Raw genomic sequence first — 17,271 nt, 5'->3', positions numbered from 1 at the left:
CGCGTGCACGACGCCACTGCACCTTAGAGCGATTTTAAACAGGACCGAGCGAGCGGCTTCTGATCTGGCTCAAGCAGCCGGGGCGGAGGCCGGATGCCGGCTCTCGGCCGACGGCTTCGGCTCGGCCGCAGATGAAGCGGCTGCGCGGTTCTTGAAGTGATCGAGCACGAACAGCCGGATGGCCGACGACAGGTTGCCCTGCTGACGGTTGCTGTCGATCTCTCCCACCAGTTCGGAGAGCGTCATGTTACGCAATCCGGATATCTCCTTCATGCCGTTCCAGAACGCCTCCTCGAGGCTGACGCTGGTCTTGTGACCCGCGACGACAATTGAACGTTTTACGACCGGCGACTTCATCACGCGTCCTCGCCATTGATGCGATGTTGATCCAATAATTCGCTCGCACGCTTTTCGCGTTGCGCGTCGGCTGTGCGCTCGGCCTTCGTTCTGCCGAAGCTTGCGCGATTGGCGTCGGCCACCTTGCCGGCCTGATCGCGTGCCATGCGCTTCTTGAAACGCTTCAAATTGATCACCTCTCCCATGCTCGCTCCATCATTACAGAGATCGCAGAGCGCGACAGTCATAACGAAAGGCATGACCTGCCGCGCATCGCGCAGTCGGCTCAACCGTCAGGTAGACCATCATGCCATCGCCCTCATACTGCCAGACTTCCGATCCCGCTTTGCGAAAGATGAACATAGTTGTGTCCGCGCACGCAGCAGAACTAGCTAGTTGACACTATCCTTTACGAGTTAACGGCAACAAATGCATTAGCCCCCGTAGTACTACGGAACTACCTTTATGATCGTCCAGGCCTGGTCATCTTTTCGGGCTGGACGAGCCGATCGAATTCCTCGTCTGACACGAAGCCCAGCCGTGTTGCCTCCTCCTTCAAGGTTGTTCCGTGCTGATGCGCCGCCTTGGCCACCTTTGCGGCGTTGTCGTAGCCGATCTTTGGCGCGAGGGCGGTGACCAGCATCAGCGATCGCTCCATCAGTTCAAAGATCCGCTTCTCGTCGGCGCGAATGCCTGTCACGCAATGTTCGGTAAACGAACGGGCGGCATCACCCAGCAGTTGAATGGAGCTGATCATGCAATGCGCCATGAGCGGCTTGTAGACGTTTAATTCGAAGTGCCCCTGGCTGCCGGCGACCGTGATCGCGGTGTGGTTGCCGAACACCTGACAGCACACCATGGTCATCGCTTCGCATTGTGTAGGGTTGACCTTGCCCGGCATGATTGAGGAGCCCGGTTCGTTTTCCGGCAGGATTAGTTCACCCAGACCTGAGCGCGGTCCGGATCCTAACAAGCGAATGTCGTTTGCGATCTTAAAGAGACCAGTTGCTGCGGAATTGAGTGCGCCATGCACGAATACGTAGGCGTCGTTCGATGCCAGCGCCTCGAATTTGTTTACAGCACTGACAAAGGCGAGTCCGGTAATCCCAGCAACATGCCTAGCAAATAGTTCTGCAAATCGCGGATCTGCATTGAGGCCGGTGCCGACGGCGGTGCCGCCCTGGGCGAGCGGGAAAAGGTCGCTTGCAGCCGTTCGAATCCGAGCGATGCCGCTTTCGACCTGCGCAGCGTAGCCGGAAAACTCTTGGCCGAGCGTCAAAGGCGTGGCGTCCTGGGTGTGAGTACGTCCGATCTTGACGATGTCGGCGAAGGCTTCTTGCTTGGCACGCAACGCAGCAAGGAGTTCGGTCAGGGCCGGGATCAGGTGGCCGAAGATCGCGCGAGCCGCAGCGATGTGCATCGCCGTCGGGAACGAGTCGTTCGATGACTGGCTCATATTGACGTGGTCGTTCGGGTGAACCGGCGCCTTGGCGCCGCGTTCGCCGCCAAGCAGCTCGTTGGCGCGGTTGGCGATGACCTCATTCAGGTTCATGTTGGTCTGGGTGCCGGAGCCGGTCTGCCAAACGACCAGCGGAAAGTGGTCGTCGAGCTTGCCCTCGGTGACCTCTTCGGCGGCCCGTGCGATCGCCTCGGCGAGCTTCCGATCGAGAAGGCCAAGCTCGAGGTTGGTCCGGGCAGCGGCCAATTTGACGACGGCCAGCGCACGGACGATCTGCATCGGCATCCGGTCCTGGCCAATGCGGAAATTCTGCCGCGAGCGTTCGGTCTGTGCGCCCCAATAGCGGTCTGCCGGCACCTCGATCGGGCCGAAACTGTCCGTCTCTGTGCGAGTGGACGGGGGATGGGGGGATTCAGCTGATGGCGCCATGAAACATGCCCTTGGTCGCGAACCGGCGCCGGCCGGTTCAAGCATGCTTCAATTAACTGAAATCGTGGCCGTTCCGCGGGACCTATTTTTGCGGATACGGCCTATTTCTTGCGGAAACGATCCAGCCGCACGACCTCCGCACCCTCGCTCGGCGGCTCGGGCTTCTCCGGCTCGGACGCCGCTGCCGGAGCAGGGGCGACAGTCGCGGAGGCGGCAGGGGATGCCGGCAATGTCGTGCCGGACGTCGTCTCGGCTCCCGCTTCGGACGGCTCGAATTGCAGGCCGAACTGCACCGAAGGGTCGAAGAAGCTCTTGATGGCGTGGAAGGGGACGACCAGCCGTTCCGGAACGCCGCCGAACGACAGGCCAACCTCGAAGCGGTCCTCGCTGACTTCCAGATCCCAGAACTGGTGCTGCAGGATGATCGTCATCTCGTCCGGATACTGGGCGAGCAGCCGTGGCGACAGCTTCACCCCTTCGGCCTTCGAGAGGAAAGTAATGAAGAAATGGTGCTCGCCGGGAAGGCCATGCGCGGCAGCATCGCTCAACACCCGGCGCAGCACGCCGCGTAGGGCGTCGCGTGCCAACACGTCGTAACGAATATGATCCGTCGCCATGATCGGTCCTGTATTCTGATGGTGCCGAGAGCCGGCCTGCGCCTAAGGGGACCGACTCGGGATTTTTGCCATCGTAACCCGGCAGGCAGCGGAGGTCAGCATCCATCCCATGCCCGCGGTCACATCATCAGGTGAGAAATGAGAGCGGAAATCCCAACAGAAAAGGCCGGATCGCCGCAAGGAAGAAGTGGAGGCTTCTGTTGCCAGGTGCCTCCGAACCCCGCCTAGCGGAGCTTAACCCGCTAGGACTTTAAAGTGGTCTTTCAAACTGCGTTACGCAGCCTGAGCAACCGGAGCAAAGTTGTCGTTGGCAACTATTGCAGTAGCCCGATAACGGCGGAACAATACCGGGAAAAAGCTCGCCCTTTACGCCCTCGTCGATCCTATTTCGCCCCCGCCGAAACCCGCCGGAAACGGCGGGCTTGGGTGGAGGCGCCGGGTACCGCCCCCGGGTCCGAATGGTTTATTTCGACGGCGATTTATTTCCATAGCCGGCAAGCCGGCACCCCCAATATAGGGGGAGGGCGGTGAGAATGACAGTGCCCTCGGGGCCGCATTGGCGGACAAAAATGTGGGCGATCATGGGAACACACCGATTTGGATTGGTCCAGCCGACGAAGCGGCCCTAGATTGGCCGCATGTCGTCCCAAGCCGCGCCGGCGGCTCCTGCCGCACCGGATATCCACAACTCTCCGCCCAGTCTGGCTGTGCTCTTTATCGCATTTGCGAAGATGTCCCTGTCAGGCTTCGGCGGCGTCCTCGTGTTCGCCCGCCGCGCCATCGTCGAGGAACATCGCTGGATGACTGCGGAGGAGTTCAACGAGACTTTTGCACTGTGCCATTTCCTGCCCGGGCCGAACATCGTCAATCTTTCCCTGGTGTTCGGCTCGAGGTTTCGGGGCATAGCCGGCGGAGTGGCCGCCTTTGCCGGGTTAGTCGGTCCGCCGATGCTGCTGGTCACGGCTTTGGCGGCCATCTACAGCCATTTCGGTCAGGTCGACGGCCTCAGGCGCGTGCTCGGCGGGGTCTCCTGCGCGGCGGTGGGCCTGCTCGTTTCCGCCGTGTTCCGGATGATGTTGCCGCTCTTGAAAAAACGTGACGTGCTGGGTCTGCTCGTGATGGGGGCGGTGTTCGCCGCGATCGGGCTGTCGCGGCTACCGCTGCCGGCCGTGCTGCTGGTCGCCATCCCGGTCAGCCTTGCGGTCACCTATGCCAAGATCCGGTGGGCCAGATGAGTGATGACGGCAATCCGCTGTTCCAGCTGTTCTGGACCTTTGCCCTGATCTCCCTGTTCGCGGTCGGTGGTGCCAACGCGGCAATTCCGGAGATGCACCGCATCGCCGTCGATGTCCGGCATTGGATGACCGACAAACAATTCGCCGATGCATTTGCGATCTCGCAGATGTCGCCTGGCCCTAACGTCCTTATTGTCACCTTGATCGGCTATGTGGTCGCTGGTGTCACTGGCGCCGTAGTCGCCACGGTCGCAATGTGCGGGCCGACTGCCGCGCTCGCCTATGTCGTCAGCCGATGGCTCTCCCATTCGCGCAATGCGCGCTGGCCTGCGATCCTGCAGGCGGCCCTGGTGCCGCTCTCGATCGGACTGATGGCCGCAAGCGCATTGGTTCTGGCGCAGACCTCCGACCGGACCTGGACAGCCGTCTCGATCACGATCGCCGCGGCGCTCGTTGCCTCCCTGACACGTCTCAATCCGGTGTGGCTGCTTGTCGCCGGCGGTTGCCTGGGTTTCGCTGGCCTTCTCTAGGGAAAGCGATTACGCAGTACGAAGTGGCTCCTCGCCGAGCCCAACCGACGAACAAGAAGATTTTCGGCCACAAAGGCCGACCGGGGAGGAACATCGGACATGGCCGAAACAACGGGCCATCTGCCGGGTGGAGCAACTGCGGCATCGTCCGCGCGCAACCTGACGGGCGCCCTGGTCATTCTGCTGCTCGCCTTCGCGCCGCAGCTTGTCGAATTGCTGATCGCGCTGGCTGGATTGATCGTGCCTCTGTCCGGGCGCGGCCCGTTGCAGGTCCTCTCCGCCCATTCGGGCGCGCTCACGCAAGCAATTCCGACATTGGTGCAGCAAGCGGCCGGAGGGAGCAGGATTGCGCTGTCGTCCGATATGCTGCTGGCGGTGATCTACACCACTCCGCTGCTCGCCCTCGCGCTGTTCACGCGGCTCGCCCGGATTCGCGCGCCGCAGGACTATTATGGCGGCGTGGCGCTGATGGCCCTCGCCTTGTTTGCGTTGTGGGCCTCGAGCGACCTGCAGGGCATGCGCGGCTTTTCATTTGGCCCGGGGACCGCGCCGCGCATGCTGGGCGTGCTGCTGTTGGGGCTGGGCGCCGTGGTCGCTACCATCGGTGTGATCGCCGACGGCCCGGATATCATGCCGTATCACTGGCGCGGCCCTCTGTTCGTGTTCTTGGCCATTCTGACCTTTGCTGTCGCTATTCGTCCTTTGGGACTGGTGATCGCCGGGCTCGCCAGCTTTCTGATCTCCGCACTCGGCAGTTCGGAGACACGCTGGGGTGAGACGCTGGTCGTGGGCATCGCGCTCACCATCGGCTGTGCGCTGCTGTTCCCCTATGTGCTGGGGCTGCCGATGCCGCTGGTTCCGCGTTTCCTGGTGCCGTGAGGGCTTGAATGCTGGAGCTGTTCACGAACCTCGGGCACGGTTTCGCAGTCGCCGTCAGCCCGCTCAATCTGCTGCTCTGCCTGATCGGCGCGCTGGTCGGCACTTTGGTCGGCGTGCTGCCCGGCATCGGCACCATCGCCACGGTGGCGATGCTGCTGCCGATCACCTTCGGGCTGCCGCCGGTCGGCGCGCTGATCATGCTCGCCGGCATCTATTACGGGGCGCAATATGGCGGCTCGACGACCTCGATCCTGGTGAACATCCCGGGTGAGGCGACCTCCGTCGTCACCACGCTCGACGGGTTCCAGATGGCCAAGCAGGGGCGCGCGGGACCTGCGCTGTCGATTGCCGCGATCGGCTCGTTCATTGCCGGCTGTGCCGCGACCGTGCTGATCGCCGTACTCGGCGCCCCGCTGACGTCGATCGCGCTGGCTTTCGGCCCGGCCGAATATTTTTCGCTGATGGTGCTCGGCCTGATCTTCGCCGTGGTGCTCGCCAAGGGCAGCGTTCTCAAGGCGGTCGCGATGATCGCGCTCGGACTGCTGCTCTCGATGGTCGGCTCCGACATCGAGACCGGGGCCTCGCGCATGGCCTTCAACATTCCGGAGCTCGCCGACGGGCTCGGCTTCGCCACCGTCGCGATGGGCGTATTCGGCTTTGCCGAGATCATTCGCAACCTCGATGCTGGTGCGGAGGGGGATCGCGAACTGGTGCAGCAGAAGATCACCGGCCTGATGCCGACGCGGAAGGACTTGATCGAATCCGCGCCGGCGATCTTTCGCGGCACCGTGCTGGGCTCGATTCTCGGCATCCTGCCCGGCGGAGGCGCGGTGATCGCGTCCTTTGCCGCCTACACTTTCGAGAAGAAGATTGCGCGCGATCCGTCGCGCTTCGGCCGCGGCGCCATCGCAGGCGTTGCGGCGCCGGAGAGCGCCAACAATGCGGCAGCGCAGACCTCCTTCATTCCGCTGCTCACGCTCGGCATTCCCCCGAATGCGGTGATGGCTCTGATGGTCGGTGCGATGACCATCCATGGCATCGTGCCGGGACCGCAGGTGATGCAGAAGCAGCCGGACCTGGTCTGGGGCATGATCGCCTCGATGTGGATCGGCAATCTGATGCTGATCATCATCAACCTGCCGCTGGTCGGGATCTGGGTGCGGCTGTTGCGGGTGCCCTACCGGCTGATGTTTCCCTCCATCGTGGTGTTCTGCGTGATCGGCATCTACTCGATCAACAATGCGCCGGTGGATGTCATCCTGGCCGGCGCCTTCGGTTTGTTCGGCTACTGGCTGATCAAGCATGATTTCGAGCCGGCGCCGCTGCTGCTCGGCATGGTGCTCGGGCCGTTGATGGAGGAGAACCTGCGCCGGGCGCTCTTGATCTCGCGCGGCGACTGGTCGGTGTTTCTCACCCGCCCGCTCTCGGCCTCGCTTCTGGTGGTAGCCGCCGTGCTCCTGGTGCTGGCGGTGTTGCCGATCCTGCGCCGCAAGCGCGACGAGGTGTTCGTGGAATCCTGACGAAAGCTGGCGGTTGTGGGTTCCGTCGCCGGACTTGCGGGCTGCTGCCGATGCTTTCCGGTGTATATTTGCTGGGGAGAGCGGCGAGTCGCGGCTGTCGGTCCGGCACCGGCTCCGCTACACCTGCGCCTTTGAAAGCGGCATCCGGCCATGCACCAATATCACGACCTGCTTGAACGCATCCTCGCCGATGGCGCGGAGAAGCATGACCGCACCGGCACCGGCACGCTGTCGGTGTTCGGCCACCAGATGCGCTTCAATCTTGCGGCCGGCTTTCCGCTGCTGACCACCAAGCGCCTGCCGCTGAAGGCGATCGTGCACGAGCTCCTGTGGTTCCTCAAGGGCGACACCAACATCAAATATCTGCACGATCACGGCGTCACCATCTGGGACGAGTGGGCCGATGCCAATGGCGATCTCGGCCCGGTCTATGGCTATCAGTGGCGGTCATGGCCGACCCCTGACGGCGGTCATATCGATCAGATCACCGATGTGATCGACATGATCAAGCGCAACCCGGATTCGCGGCGCCTGATCGTCACCGCCTGGAATCCGGCCGATGTCGGCAAGATGGCGTTGCCGCCGTGCCATTGCCTGTTCCAGTTCTACGTGGTGAACGGGAAGCTGTCGTGCCAGCTCTATCAGCGCTCGGCCGACGTCTTCCTCGGTGTGCCGTTCAACATCGCCTCCTATGCGCTGTTGACGCTGATGGTGGCGCAGGTCACGGGCTTGAAGCCGGGCGAGTTCGTGCACTCCTTCGGCGACGTGCACCTCTATTCCAATCACATCGAGCAGGCCCGTCTGCAGCTCACCCGCGCGCCGCGTCCGCTTCCGGTGATCAAGCTCAATCCGGACGTGAACGACCTCTTCGCCTTCACTTACGAGGACTTCACGCTGGAAGGCTACGATCCGCATCCGCACATCAAGGCCGAAGTGGCGGTGTGAGGGCATGACGCTTCTGATCCGCCGCGCCACGCCGGCTGACATCGGAGACGTGTTCTCCCTGATCAAGGAACTCGCGGAGTACGAGAAACTCAGCCATGAGGTCGAGGCGACAGAGGCCGACATCGCCGAGGCGCTGTTTGGCGAGAGCCCGCGTCTGTTCTGCGAGATCGCCGAATGGAACGGCGAGGTCGCGGGCTTTGCGGTCTGGTTCATGAATTTCTCCACCTTCGCAGGCCGCCACGGCATCTATCTCGAGGACCTCTATGTGCGGCCGGCATTCCGCCGCAACCGCATCGGCCAGGCGCTGCTCGGCTATCTCGCGCTGGAATGCGTCGCGCGCGGCTGGGCGCGGCTGCAATGGTCGGTGCTCGATTGGAACGCGCCGTCGATCACGTTCTACAAATCGCTCGGGGCCGAGCTGATGGACGACTGGACGCTCTGCAAGGTGACGGGACCCGCACTAAGCAAGCTCGCCGAGCGCGCGCCATGATCGAGATCGTGCTCATCGTCGCCATGGCCGACAACGGTGTCATCGGCGCGGCCGGCGCGATCCCGTGGCGGCAGAAGAGCGACATGCTCCGCTTCAAGGGGATGACGATGGGGCGGCCGATCGTGATGGGCCGCAAGACGTTTACCTCGTTTCCGCGCCGGCCGCTGCCGGGGCGGACCAACATCGTCGTCACCCGTGATCCAGATTTTCGCGCTCCGGGCGCCGTCGTCACCCATTCGGTCGCGGAGGCGCTGAGCATCGCCCGCGGCGATGCGCTGCGGCGTTCAGCCGCGGAGATCGCGGTCATTGGGGGCGCCGAGATCTATGTGCAAACGATGCCGCACGCAGACCGGCTTGAGATCACCGAAGTGCATATGAGCCCGACCGGCGACACTGTTTTTCCCTCGATCGAGCGTTCGCAATGGAAGGAAGTCGCGCGCGAAACCCACCCCTCGGGCCCGGACGATCAAGCCGCATTTTCCTATGTGACTTACCGCCGCAAGCGGTAAGCTGATTGCGCGCGCGCCGCATCGCGAGTGGCTGTCAAGATAATCCGTTAAGGATGAACTTGCGCCGCTTGAGGGCGCGCGACCGACCGTCAGGCCGCGGCAAAGCAACGCTGTGCCTCTGTTTACATTGACAAAAGCCGGTTCGGGCTTAGCTGGAGCGCTACATTGTAAGGGGCTTGGCCGTCCCTTATAAAGCCCGCCGACGTTGCGAGGCTGGCTGCCTCAGGCGCCATCCGCCTCTCGAAGGAGATCATCGATGCCGTGGAAGAATCAGGGCGGAGGCCCTTGGGGTCAGGGTCCGAAGGGGCCCTGGGGCTCCGGACCGCAACCGGGCGGTCCAAGGCCCCCCGACCTGGAGGATCTCCTGCGGCGTGGCCAGGACCGCCTGCAGCAGATGCTGCCGGGCGGACAGTTCGGCAGCGTCGGCGTCGCGCTGATCGTGTTCGGCGCGATCGCGATCTGGCTGTTGTCGGGCTTCTATCGCGTGCAGTCGGAGGAGCTCGGCGTCGTGCTGCGCTTCGGCAAATATGTCCGCGATGAGCAGCCCGGGCTCCGTTATCACCTGCCGTACCCGATCGAAACCGTCTATCTGCCGAAGGCGCTGCGCGTGAACACGATCGCGATCGGGGTGACCCTTGGCGACGATGCGGGACGACGCAATCGCGGCGGTCGCGACGTGCCGGAAGAAAGCCTGATGCTGACCGGCGACGAGAACATCGTCGACGTCGATTTCACCGTGCTGTGGCGCATCAAGCCGAAGGGCGCGGCGGATTTCCTGTTCAACATCCAGAACCCCGAAGGCACCGTGAAGGCGGTGGCCGAAAGCGCGATGCGCGAGGTGGTCGGTCGCTCCAACATCCAGCCGATCCTGACCGGTGCCCGCACCCAGATCGAGCAGAACGTGCAGGAACTGATGCAGAAGACGCTCGACAATTACGGCTCGGGCATCCAGGTGACGCAGGTGCAGATGCAGAAGGTCGATCCGCCGGCGCAGGTGATCGCGGCGTTCCGCGACGTACAGGCGGCGCGCGCCGATCTCGAAAAGGCGCAGAACGAGGCCCAGACCTACGCCAACAAGGTCGTCCCCGACGCTCGTGGTCGCGGCGCGCAGATCGTGCAGAACGCCGAGGGCTACCAGCAGCAGGCGATTGCCGAAGCCAAGGGCCAGAGCGCGCGTTTTCTCAAGGTCTATGAGGAATACAAGAAGGCGCCCGACGTGACCCGCGAACGCATCTATCTCGAAACCATGGAGCGCGTGCTCGGCGGGGCCGACAAGCTCGTGCTCGACAGCGGCCAGGGCCCCGTGCCGCTGCTGCCGCTCGGCGATCTTGCGCCGCGTCGGCAAGGCGTAACCGGCGCGCTCGGCGCGACCACCGGATCGAGCACGTCGCAGAGCGGAGGCGTCCGATGAGGTCTCCCGTTGCAGGAATCGTCACGCTGGTGGCGGTGCTCGTGCTTGCGATCATCGGCTACAGCTCGGTCTTCACCGTGCAACAGACCGAGCAGGCGCTGGTGGTGCGGTTCGGCAAGCCGGTCGACGTCGCGACCGAGCCCGGCCTGCACTTCAAGGCGCCGTTCGTTGACACGGTCATCTCGATCGACAAGCGTATCCTCGACCTGGAGAACCCTTCTCAGGAGGTGATCGCTTCGGATCAGAAGCGGCTTGTGGTCGACGCCTTCGCGCGCTACCGGATCAAGAACCCGCTGCAGTTCTACCAGACCGTCGGCTCGATCCAGACCGGCAATCTGCAGCTCGGAACGCTGCTCAACGCGGCCCTGCGCCGCGTGCTCGGCGAAGTGACCTTCATCCAGGTCGTACGCGACGAGCGCGAAGCGCTGATGCGCAAGATTCGCGACCAGCTCGACCACGAGGCCGACGCCTACGGCATCGAAGTGGTCGACGTCCGTATCCGCCGTGCCGACCTGCCCGACGCCAACAGCCAGGCGGTCTATGACCGCATGAACAGCGAGCGTCAACGTGAAGCGGCCGAGTTCCGCGCGCTCGGCGGCCAGAAGGCGCAGGAGATCAGGTCGAAGGCCGACCGTGAGGCGACCGTGATCGTGGCGGAGGCCAATTCCCAGGCCGAGCAGATTCGCGGCACCGGCGATGCCGAGCGCAACCGGCTGTTCGCCGAAGCCTACGGCAACGACCCGGATTTCTTCGCCTTCTATCGCTCGATGACGGCCTATGAGAACGGGCTCAAGCCGGGCGAGACCCGCTTCCTGCTGCGGCCGGATTCGGACTTCTTCCGCTACTTCGCCAACCCCGCCGGCAAGCCGGCTACCGGGACTGCTGCGCCGGCAAACACGGCCACACAACCCGGCAAGCCGTGATCGCGGGGCGGGTCCATCAGAGTTGACGGGGGCGAGGCGTCGTTGCTTCGCCCCCAAAGCTCACGGAAAGCCCAGAGAAGACCGACACGGGGCTAACAAGGTTAAAGGGAGGTTCCAATCCGATGAGGTCCTTTGCGTTTTCCGATTTCCTCATCGGATTGGGAATCCTGTTCGTGCTCGAAGGCCTGATGTTCGCAGCCAGCCCGGAGTGGATGCGCAAGGCCATGAAGAGCGCGATGACCACGCCGGACAATATCCTGCGTATGGTCGGAATCGGCTCAGCGCTGGCCGGCCTGATCCTGATCTGGGTGGTCCGGCGGCCGATCTGATCGGCATCTGAAGCGCTCCCGGATTAGGAACGTTGGCGCATCCACGCCATTGTGACGCGCGACAGGCCCCGTTTTGCCGTATTAGGTTGTCTTCAATGAGGAATCCGCCGCGCTCGCCCGCGGCGCTTGCGCCGTCGCCCGCTTCGGGCGCACTGTAGTCTTTCGTATTTCGCCCTTTTGGAGATCCGCCCCTATGATACCCACCCTTGCTTTCAGCCAGCGCCTGCGCCCGATCCTGACCGCCGCCTGTGTTGCGGTGGCCGGCGCGCTGGTGTCGGCACCGGCGCAGGCGCGGGGGCCCGAGGGCATCGCCGATGTCGCCGAAAAGGTGATCGACGCCGTCGTCAACATCTCGACCTCGCAGACCGTCGAGGTCAAGGGTGGGAGCGAGGGCAAGGGCGCGGTTCCGCAACTGCCGCCCGGCTCGCCTTTCGAGGAGTTCTTCGATGACTTCTTCAAGAACCGGCGCGGTCCCGGCGGCAAGGGCGGCGGTGACCTGACGCCGCGGCGGACCAATTCGCTCGGCTCCGGCTTCATCATCGACGAGTCCGGTATCGTGGTGACCAACAATCACGTCATCGCCGACGCCGACGAGATCAACGTCATCATGAACGACGGCACCAAGATCAAGGCCGATATCGTCGGCATCGACAAGAAGACCGACCTCGCGGTGCTGAAGTTCAAGCCGCCGCGGCCGCTGACCGTGGTCAAGTTCGGCGATTCCGACAAGCTCAGGCTCGGCGACTGGGTGGTCGCGATCGGCAACCCCTTCAGCCTCGGTGGCACGGTGACGGCGGGCATCGTCTCGGCCAAGAACCGCGACATCTCCTCCGGTCCCTATGACAGCTACATCCAGACCGACGCGGCCATCAACCGCGGCAATTCCGGCGGTCCGCTGTTCAACCTCGATGGCGAGGTGATCGGCGTCAACACCTTGATCATCTCGCCGTCCGGCGGCTCGATCGGCATCGGCTTCGCCGTGCCGTCGAAGACGGTGGCGGGCGTGGTCGATCAGCTTCGCCAGTTCGGCGAGCTGCGCCGTGGCTGGCTCGGCGTGCGCATCCAGGGCGTCACGGACGAGATCGCCGAGAGCCTCAACATCAAGCCCGCACGCGGCGCGCTCGTCGCTGGCGTCGACGACAAGGGCCCGGCCAAGCCGGCCGGCATCGAGCCCGGCGACGTCGTCGTCAAGTTCGACGGTCACGACATCAAGGAGCCGAAGGACTTGTCGCGCATCGTCGCCGACACCGCGGTCGGCAAGGAGGTCGACGTCGTCATCATCCGCAAGGGCCAGGAGGAGACCCGCAAGGTCACGCTGGGCCGACTCGAGGATCCCGACAAGGCGCAGCCGGCCGCGATCAAGAAGGATGAGCCGGTCGATAAGCCGGTGACGCAAAAGGCGCTCGGCCTCGATCTCGCCGCGCTCTCGAAGGACCTGCGCACGCGCTACAAGATCAAGGACAGCGTCAAGGGCGTCGTCATCACCGGCGTCGACGCCAGCTCGGACGCCGCCGACAAGCGGCTCTCCGCCGGTGACGTCATCGTCGAGGTGGCGCAGGAGGCGGTGACATCCGGCGCCGACATCAAGAAGCGTGTCGATCAGCTGAAGAAGGACGGCAAGAAATCGGTGCTGCTGCTCGTCGCCAACGCCGACGGCGAGCTCCGCTTCGTCGCGGTGAGTTTGCAGTAGCAACGCCTCGTCGCGCTGCGCGGCCAGCTTCCATGGAAAGCCGCGAGCTCTCCATGGGGGGCCGCCAGCATTCCTATAGAAGACGGTGTCGTCCCCGCGAACGCGGGGACCCATACGCCGTGACCGACGAAATTGGCAGGCTGGCTGCCATCTCGCGAACATCGAAATCCTGTGGTTATGGGTCCCCGCGTTCGCGGGGACGACCAGCGTATTTCAGGTGAGCACCGCACCCACCATCTCTGACCAGATTCACATCTCAAACAGCGTCGGACACGACATCGCATTCCCGCGGCGGATCACGCCCGAGTTCTGCGAACGACATGCCCTTTCGAAAATCGAGAGGGCGCGGGGAATGCCGGGTGAAGGCCTCACCCATGGCCCGCCTGCAGAAAAAAAGCAGGCGGCAGTCACCACAGGTGCAGCCGATCAACCGGCATTCCCCGCGCGGCGGTTTTAACGCATATATCGCGATCTCCTCGGTGTGCCGGGCTTGTTAGCCACCGTCGTCAGCAGGATCATCACCTGCGAACTTAGCGCCAGCGTCGGGGCGCCGGGACCACGCGACTTCACGTCCGCATCCGCCTCGTTCGTCCGCGTGAAGATCACGCGCCAAGGCGGTCACGTCCACCGCATCCCCGCCTCACGTGTCGTGACGATCGCGCGCAACGTCCCTCTGCTCGAGGCGGGATGGATGGAGTAGAGCTCAATTTCTGGAAAAGCGAAAGAAATTTATTTTGTCGCCGCCGGACTGGACAGGGCAAATCAGATTGAAATCCCTGCTGAAATTGGCTTTTAGGCGCGACCCGTTTTCGGCCGCGCGACTCAAATCGCCACGCGGATCAAATGGAGGTTTGATTGACCCGCCTTGACAGTTCTTCCGCACTTTCCTTGCGCTCGGAATAGCGATCGACCAGATAGTCGGCCCGGTCGCGTGTCAGAAGCGTGAACTTGGTCAGCTCTTCCATCACGTCGACGAGGCGGTCGTAATAGGCCGACGGCTTCATGCGATCGGCACCGTCGAATTCCATGAAGGCTTTGGGGACCGACGACTGGTTCGGGATGGTGATCAGGCGCATCCAGCGACCGAGCACGCGCAGCTGATTGACCGCGTTGAACGACTGCGAACCGCCGCTGACCTGCATGACGGCGAGTGTCTTCCCTTGCGTCGGTCGCACGGCTCCGAGCGACAGAGGGATCCAGTCGATCTGGGTTTTCATCACGCCAGTCATTGCGCCGTGCCGCTCGGGCGAGCACCAGACCATGCCTTCGCACCAGGTCACGAGATCCAGCAACTCCCGAACCTTCGGATGATCGGGCTCGGCGTCATCCACCAATGGCAGTCCGCGTGGGTTGAAGGTCCGTGTCGCCGCGCCGTAGCGAGCCAGGATCCGCGCGGCTTCTTCGGTCAGGAGCCGACTGAACGAGCGCTGCCGAAGCGATCCATACAGCAACAGGATACGCGGAGGATGCGAGGATCGCTGGGGCTCCAGGAGCTTCGCCTGATCGATCGGTCGGAAAGAGGCTTCGTCCAACTGTGGCGTCGTGTCAGGCAACCCGGCTTCCTCCGGTATCGGTCAGCGATAGGCCATACTCTTTCGAACGATCCCCGGCGGCGTGGTCGAGGAGGTCCATGTCCCATTTGGACGTTCGGATCACCGGCGGGCCTATTTGCGAACGTTAGAACAGGAACAACTAATCGAAGCAAGGTTGCATGAAGAACGCGCTGCCATTACGCCCCCAGCCATTTCGCCATGTCTTGGGGCTTCGGCAGGCCGCCGGCATGAACAACCTTGCCGTCGATCACGACACCCGGGGTTGAGGCGATCCCGAACTTCGCAATCTCGGCGAAGTCCGTCACCTTTTCGAGCTCGATGTCGATGCCGAGCCTCTTTGCTTCGGCCGAAGCCATTTCGGCGGTCTGGACGCAGCGCTTGCAACCGGAGCCCAGAATTTTCACGTTCTTCATGGGTTTGTCCTTTCAGGAGAACAGGGCGTTGAAGAGATAGCCGACGGCGACGATGCCGGTGGCGACGACGCCGACAAAGACGGCGATCAGCCGCAGCTTCAGCACTTTGCGCAGGATGAGCATTTCGGGGAACGAAAGCGCGATCACGCTCATCATGAACGCGAGCACGGTCCCGAGCGCCGCGCCCTTTCCAAGCAGCGCTTCCACCACCGGAATGATCCCCGCGGCATTCGAGTACATGGGCACGCCGATCAGCACGACTGCCGGCACGGACCACCACCGCCCCTTGCCCATGATCGAGGCGAGCAGATCGTTCGGGACATAGCCGTGAATGAACGCGCCGGCGGCGATGCCGACAACGATCCAGAGCCAGACACGTCCGACGATGTCGCGCACCGCCTCGAGGCCGGCCTGAATTCGGTCGACGACCGTTTGAGCATCCGGCGGCAGATCCGTTTCGCCGGCACGCACGTTGCGGACCCAATCCTCGAGCCAGCCTTCGAGGTGGAGGTGTCCGATGATCCATCCTGCAACGATCGCGACGGCCAGACCAAAACCAAGATAGATCGCGGCCACCTTCCAGCCGACGAGCGCGAACAACAGGCCGAGCGCGACCTCATTCACCATGGGTGCGGAAATCAGGAACGAGAAGGTGACGCCGAGCGGCACGCCAGCCGACACGAAGCCGACGAACAGCGGGACGGCCGAGCAGGAGCAGAACGGGGTGAAAACGCCGAGGATTGCGGCAGCAACATTGCCGAGGCCCTGGCGCTCGCCGGCAAGCAGCGCGCGCGTGCGCTCCGGTGAAAAGAAGCTGCGCACGACACCCATGCCGAAAACGACCAGCGTCAGCAGCATCAGGACTTTTGGCGCGTCGAACACGAAGAAGCGCGCCGCTTCGTCCAGATGACTGCCGGGCGTGATCGGCAGCGACGAAACGACCCGCGCCGAGAAGTCTTCCAATTGCCAGTAGATCGCGAACCAGAGGCCGATCGCCGCCACCGTCCCCGCGGCCCACATCAGCGATGAAGCCGTGCGCGCCGGCTCAGTCGAAAGCTCAATCCTCATGCTGCCCTCCTTGCCGGCTCCGGGACGGTCGCCATGACCGCGGCGAGGATCGCGCGCTCGTCCGGCGTCAATTCGGGGCTGAGGTGGTATCGAACCCACTGTGCGTCGCGCCGATCGATCACGAGACCGACGGCTTTCAGGGCGGACATATGCCGGCTCATGCGCGACTGACTCGCGCCGAGCCTGGTCATGAGCTCGCAGACACAGTGCTCGCCGCCATCCCACAGGATGCGCAGCGCGGCGAGGCGGGTCGGTTCGGCAAGGGCAGCCAGAATTGAAACGGTGTTCAACATCCATCCATAATATGCGCTAATGCGCATTTGCGCAATAGCGCATATTAGGTGCTGTCCGTTCTCGTAACTAACTTGCAAAATGAAAGTTACTCGGCTAAGCTTCGCGCATGCAGTCGAAGGAGTTCACACTTGCGGAATGTCCGGCCGCACGCGCAGTCGAGTGCGTCGGCGAGTGGTGGAGCATTCTGATTTTGCGCGATGCCTTCCAGGGATTCACGCGCTTCGACGAGTTTCAGAACAGCCTGGGCATCGCCTCCAACATCCTGTCACGGCGCCTTGCGCATCTGACCGAGGCCGGCTTGTTCGAGCGACGGCTCTATAATGAACGTCCGCCCCGGTACGAGTACATCCTCACCGCCAAGGGCCGAGACTTCTTCCCGGTCGTGGTGGCGATGTTCGCGTGGGGAAACAAGCACCTGGCCCCCGAAGGCAAATCGGTCGTGCTGGCCGATCGCAAAACCGGACGCACGCTCGATCCGATCGTGGCGGACGCCCACAGCAAGACGCCGATCACGCCGGCGAATGCCGTGCTGCTCCCCGGTCCACGCGCAAGCACAGGCATGCGCAGTCGTCTTGCCTCGATCAGGGCGCTGCGCGCGGACGCGTCGTCTTCGCCAACGTCGTCTTCGCCAACATCGTAGG

At 63.3% G+C, this 17,271-nt stretch carries 21 protein-coding genes and 1 other RNA gene; 13 read left to right on the top strand and 9 right to left on the bottom strand.

Features of this window, described 5'->3' with window-relative positions; all coding sequences use genetic code 11:
• Positions 1–69: 69 nt before the first annotated feature.
• The 5 genes from QXZ85_RS04450 to ssrA form a co-directional block, all read right to left on the bottom strand.
• Positions 70–357 carry a ribbon-helix-helix domain-containing protein gene (locus QXZ85_RS04450; RefSeq protein WP_315700892.1) on the bottom strand — a complete coding sequence of 96 codons (288 nt, stop codon included), beginning with the start codon at positions 355–357 and terminating at the stop codon, positions 70–72.
• Positions 357–542, bottom strand: coding sequence for a DUF4169 family protein (locus QXZ85_RS04445; RefSeq protein WP_316173745.1), 186 nt, complete (start codon positions 540–542; stop codon positions 357–359). Before QXZ85_RS04445 ends, QXZ85_RS04450 begins: the two co-directional genes overlap by 1 nt.
• Positions 543–799: 257 nt before the next feature.
• Positions 800–2,224 carry a class II fumarate hydratase gene (gene fumC, locus QXZ85_RS04440; protein ID WP_315700890.1) on the bottom strand — a complete coding sequence of 475 codons (1,425 nt, stop codon included), beginning with the start codon at positions 2,222–2,224 and terminating at the stop codon, positions 800–802.
• Positions 2,225–2,325: 101 nt separating this feature from the next.
• Positions 2,326–2,841 (bottom strand): SspB family protein, encoded by a 516-nt coding sequence (locus tag QXZ85_RS04435; protein WP_315743738.1) that lies wholly within the window; start codon positions 2,839–2,841, stop codon positions 2,326–2,328.
• A gap of 186 nt (positions 2,842–3,027) precedes the next feature.
• Positions 3,028–3,384: a transfer-messenger RNA gene (gene ssrA / locus QXZ85_RS04430) on the bottom strand.
• 95 nt (positions 3,385–3,479) lie between these two features.
• Between ssrA and QXZ85_RS04425 the strand changes: the two genes are divergently transcribed.
• The 12 genes from QXZ85_RS04425 to QXZ85_RS04370 all read left to right on the top strand — a co-directional run bounded on the left by QXZ85_RS04425 (position 3,480) and on the right by QXZ85_RS04370 (position 14,002).
• A complete protein-coding gene (locus tag QXZ85_RS04425; RefSeq protein WP_315743736.1) occupies positions 3,480–4,076 on the top strand; it encodes a chromate transporter in 597 nt (198 codons plus the stop codon).
• Positions 4,073–4,606: a chromate transporter gene (locus QXZ85_RS04420; RefSeq protein WP_315700887.1), complete on the top strand. Its 534-nt coding sequence runs from the start codon at positions 4,073–4,075 to the stop codon at positions 4,604–4,606. The genes QXZ85_RS04425 and QXZ85_RS04420 overlap by 4 nt, the downstream gene beginning before the upstream one ends.
• A 99-nt stretch (positions 4,607–4,705) precedes the next feature.
• Positions 4,706–5,485: a tripartite tricarboxylate transporter TctB family protein gene (locus tag QXZ85_RS04415; RefSeq protein WP_315700886.1), complete on the top strand. Its 780-nt coding sequence runs from the start codon at positions 4,706–4,708 to the stop codon at positions 5,483–5,485.
• A gap of 8 nt (positions 5,486–5,493) precedes the next feature.
• Positions 5,494–7,005 (top strand): tripartite tricarboxylate transporter permease, encoded by a 1,512-nt coding sequence (locus tag QXZ85_RS04410; RefSeq protein ID WP_315700885.1) that lies wholly within the window; start codon positions 5,494–5,496, stop codon positions 7,003–7,005.
• 150 nt (positions 7,006–7,155) lie between these two features.
• On the top strand, positions 7,156–7,950 hold the full coding sequence (locus QXZ85_RS04405) for a thymidylate synthase (RefSeq protein WP_315700884.1): 795 nt from the start codon (positions 7,156–7,158) through the stop codon (positions 7,948–7,950).
• A gap of 4 nt (positions 7,951–7,954) precedes the next feature.
• Positions 7,955–8,440, top strand: coding sequence for a GNAT family N-acetyltransferase (locus QXZ85_RS04400; RefSeq protein WP_315743730.1), 486 nt, complete (start codon positions 7,955–7,957; stop codon positions 8,438–8,440).
• Positions 8,437–8,949, top strand: coding sequence for a dihydrofolate reductase (locus tag QXZ85_RS04395; RefSeq protein ID WP_315700882.1), 513 nt, complete (start codon positions 8,437–8,439; stop codon positions 8,947–8,949). Before QXZ85_RS04400 ends, QXZ85_RS04395 begins: the two co-directional genes overlap by 4 nt.
• Positions 8,950–9,205: 256 nt before the next feature.
• Positions 9,206–10,360, top strand: coding sequence for an FtsH protease activity modulator HflK (gene hflK / locus QXZ85_RS04390; RefSeq protein WP_315700881.1), 1,155 nt, complete (start codon positions 9,206–9,208; stop codon positions 10,358–10,360).
• Complete coding sequence (gene hflC / locus QXZ85_RS04385) at positions 10,357–11,283, top strand: protease modulator HflC (RefSeq protein ID WP_315700880.1); 927 nt, start codon at positions 10,357–10,359, stop codon at positions 11,281–11,283. Before hflK ends, hflC begins: the two co-directional genes overlap by 4 nt.
• Positions 11,284–11,405: 122 nt before the next feature.
• Entirely contained in the window at positions 11,406–11,612 is a 207-nt protein-coding gene (locus tag QXZ85_RS04380; RefSeq protein WP_315700879.1) for a DUF2065 domain-containing protein, read from the top strand.
• A gap of 193 nt (positions 11,613–11,805) precedes the next feature.
• The gene (locus tag QXZ85_RS04375; protein WP_315700878.1) at positions 11,806–13,302 is read left to right on the top strand and encodes a Do family serine endopeptidase; all 1,497 of its coding nucleotides are present in this window, start codon (positions 11,806–11,808) and stop codon (positions 13,300–13,302) included.
• Between the two features lie 490 nt (positions 13,303–13,792).
• Positions 13,793–14,002, top strand: coding sequence for a hypothetical protein (locus QXZ85_RS04370; protein WP_315743728.1), 210 nt, complete (start codon positions 13,793–13,795; stop codon positions 14,000–14,002).
• 139 nt (positions 14,003–14,141) lie between these two features.
• Here the strand turns inward: QXZ85_RS04370 and arsH are convergent, their stop codons facing one another.
• The 4 genes from arsH to QXZ85_RS04350 all read right to left on the bottom strand — a co-directional run bounded on the left by arsH (position 14,142) and on the right by QXZ85_RS04350 (position 16,629).
• The gene (gene arsH, locus QXZ85_RS04365) at positions 14,142–14,855 is read right to left on the bottom strand and encodes an arsenical resistance protein ArsH (protein ID WP_409977616.1); all 714 of its coding nucleotides are present in this window, start codon (positions 14,853–14,855) and stop codon (positions 14,142–14,144) included.
• 176 nt (positions 14,856–15,031) lie between these two features.
• Positions 15,032–15,268: a thioredoxin family protein gene (locus QXZ85_RS04360; RefSeq protein ID WP_315767298.1), complete on the bottom strand. Its 237-nt coding sequence runs from the start codon at positions 15,266–15,268 to the stop codon at positions 15,032–15,034.
• 12 nt (positions 15,269–15,280) lie between these two features.
• The gene (locus QXZ85_RS04355) at positions 15,281–16,336 is read right to left on the bottom strand and encodes a permease (RefSeq protein WP_315743727.1); all 1,056 of its coding nucleotides are present in this window, start codon (positions 16,334–16,336) and stop codon (positions 15,281–15,283) included.
• The gene (locus QXZ85_RS04350) at positions 16,333–16,629 is read right to left on the bottom strand and encodes a metalloregulator ArsR/SmtB family transcription factor (RefSeq protein WP_315700875.1); all 297 of its coding nucleotides are present in this window, start codon (positions 16,627–16,629) and stop codon (positions 16,333–16,335) included. The genes QXZ85_RS04355 and QXZ85_RS04350 overlap by 4 nt, the downstream gene beginning before the upstream one ends.
• Before the next feature lie 107 nt (positions 16,630–16,736).
• Here QXZ85_RS04350 and QXZ85_RS04345 point away from each other — a divergent pair, with 107 nt between their 5' ends.
• Complete coding sequence (locus QXZ85_RS04345; protein ID WP_316173347.1) at positions 16,737–17,270, top strand: helix-turn-helix domain-containing protein; 534 nt, start codon at positions 16,737–16,739, stop codon at positions 17,268–17,270.
• The last annotated feature ends 1 nt before the right edge of the window (position 17,271 follow it).

This window comes from Bradyrhizobium sp. SZCCHNGR1005 (assembly GCF_032489995.1).
Taxonomy (GTDB): Bacteria; Pseudomonadota; Alphaproteobacteria; order Rhizobiales; family Xanthobacteraceae; genus Bradyrhizobium.
This window is presented reverse-complemented; position numbering and strand designations above follow the sequence as displayed.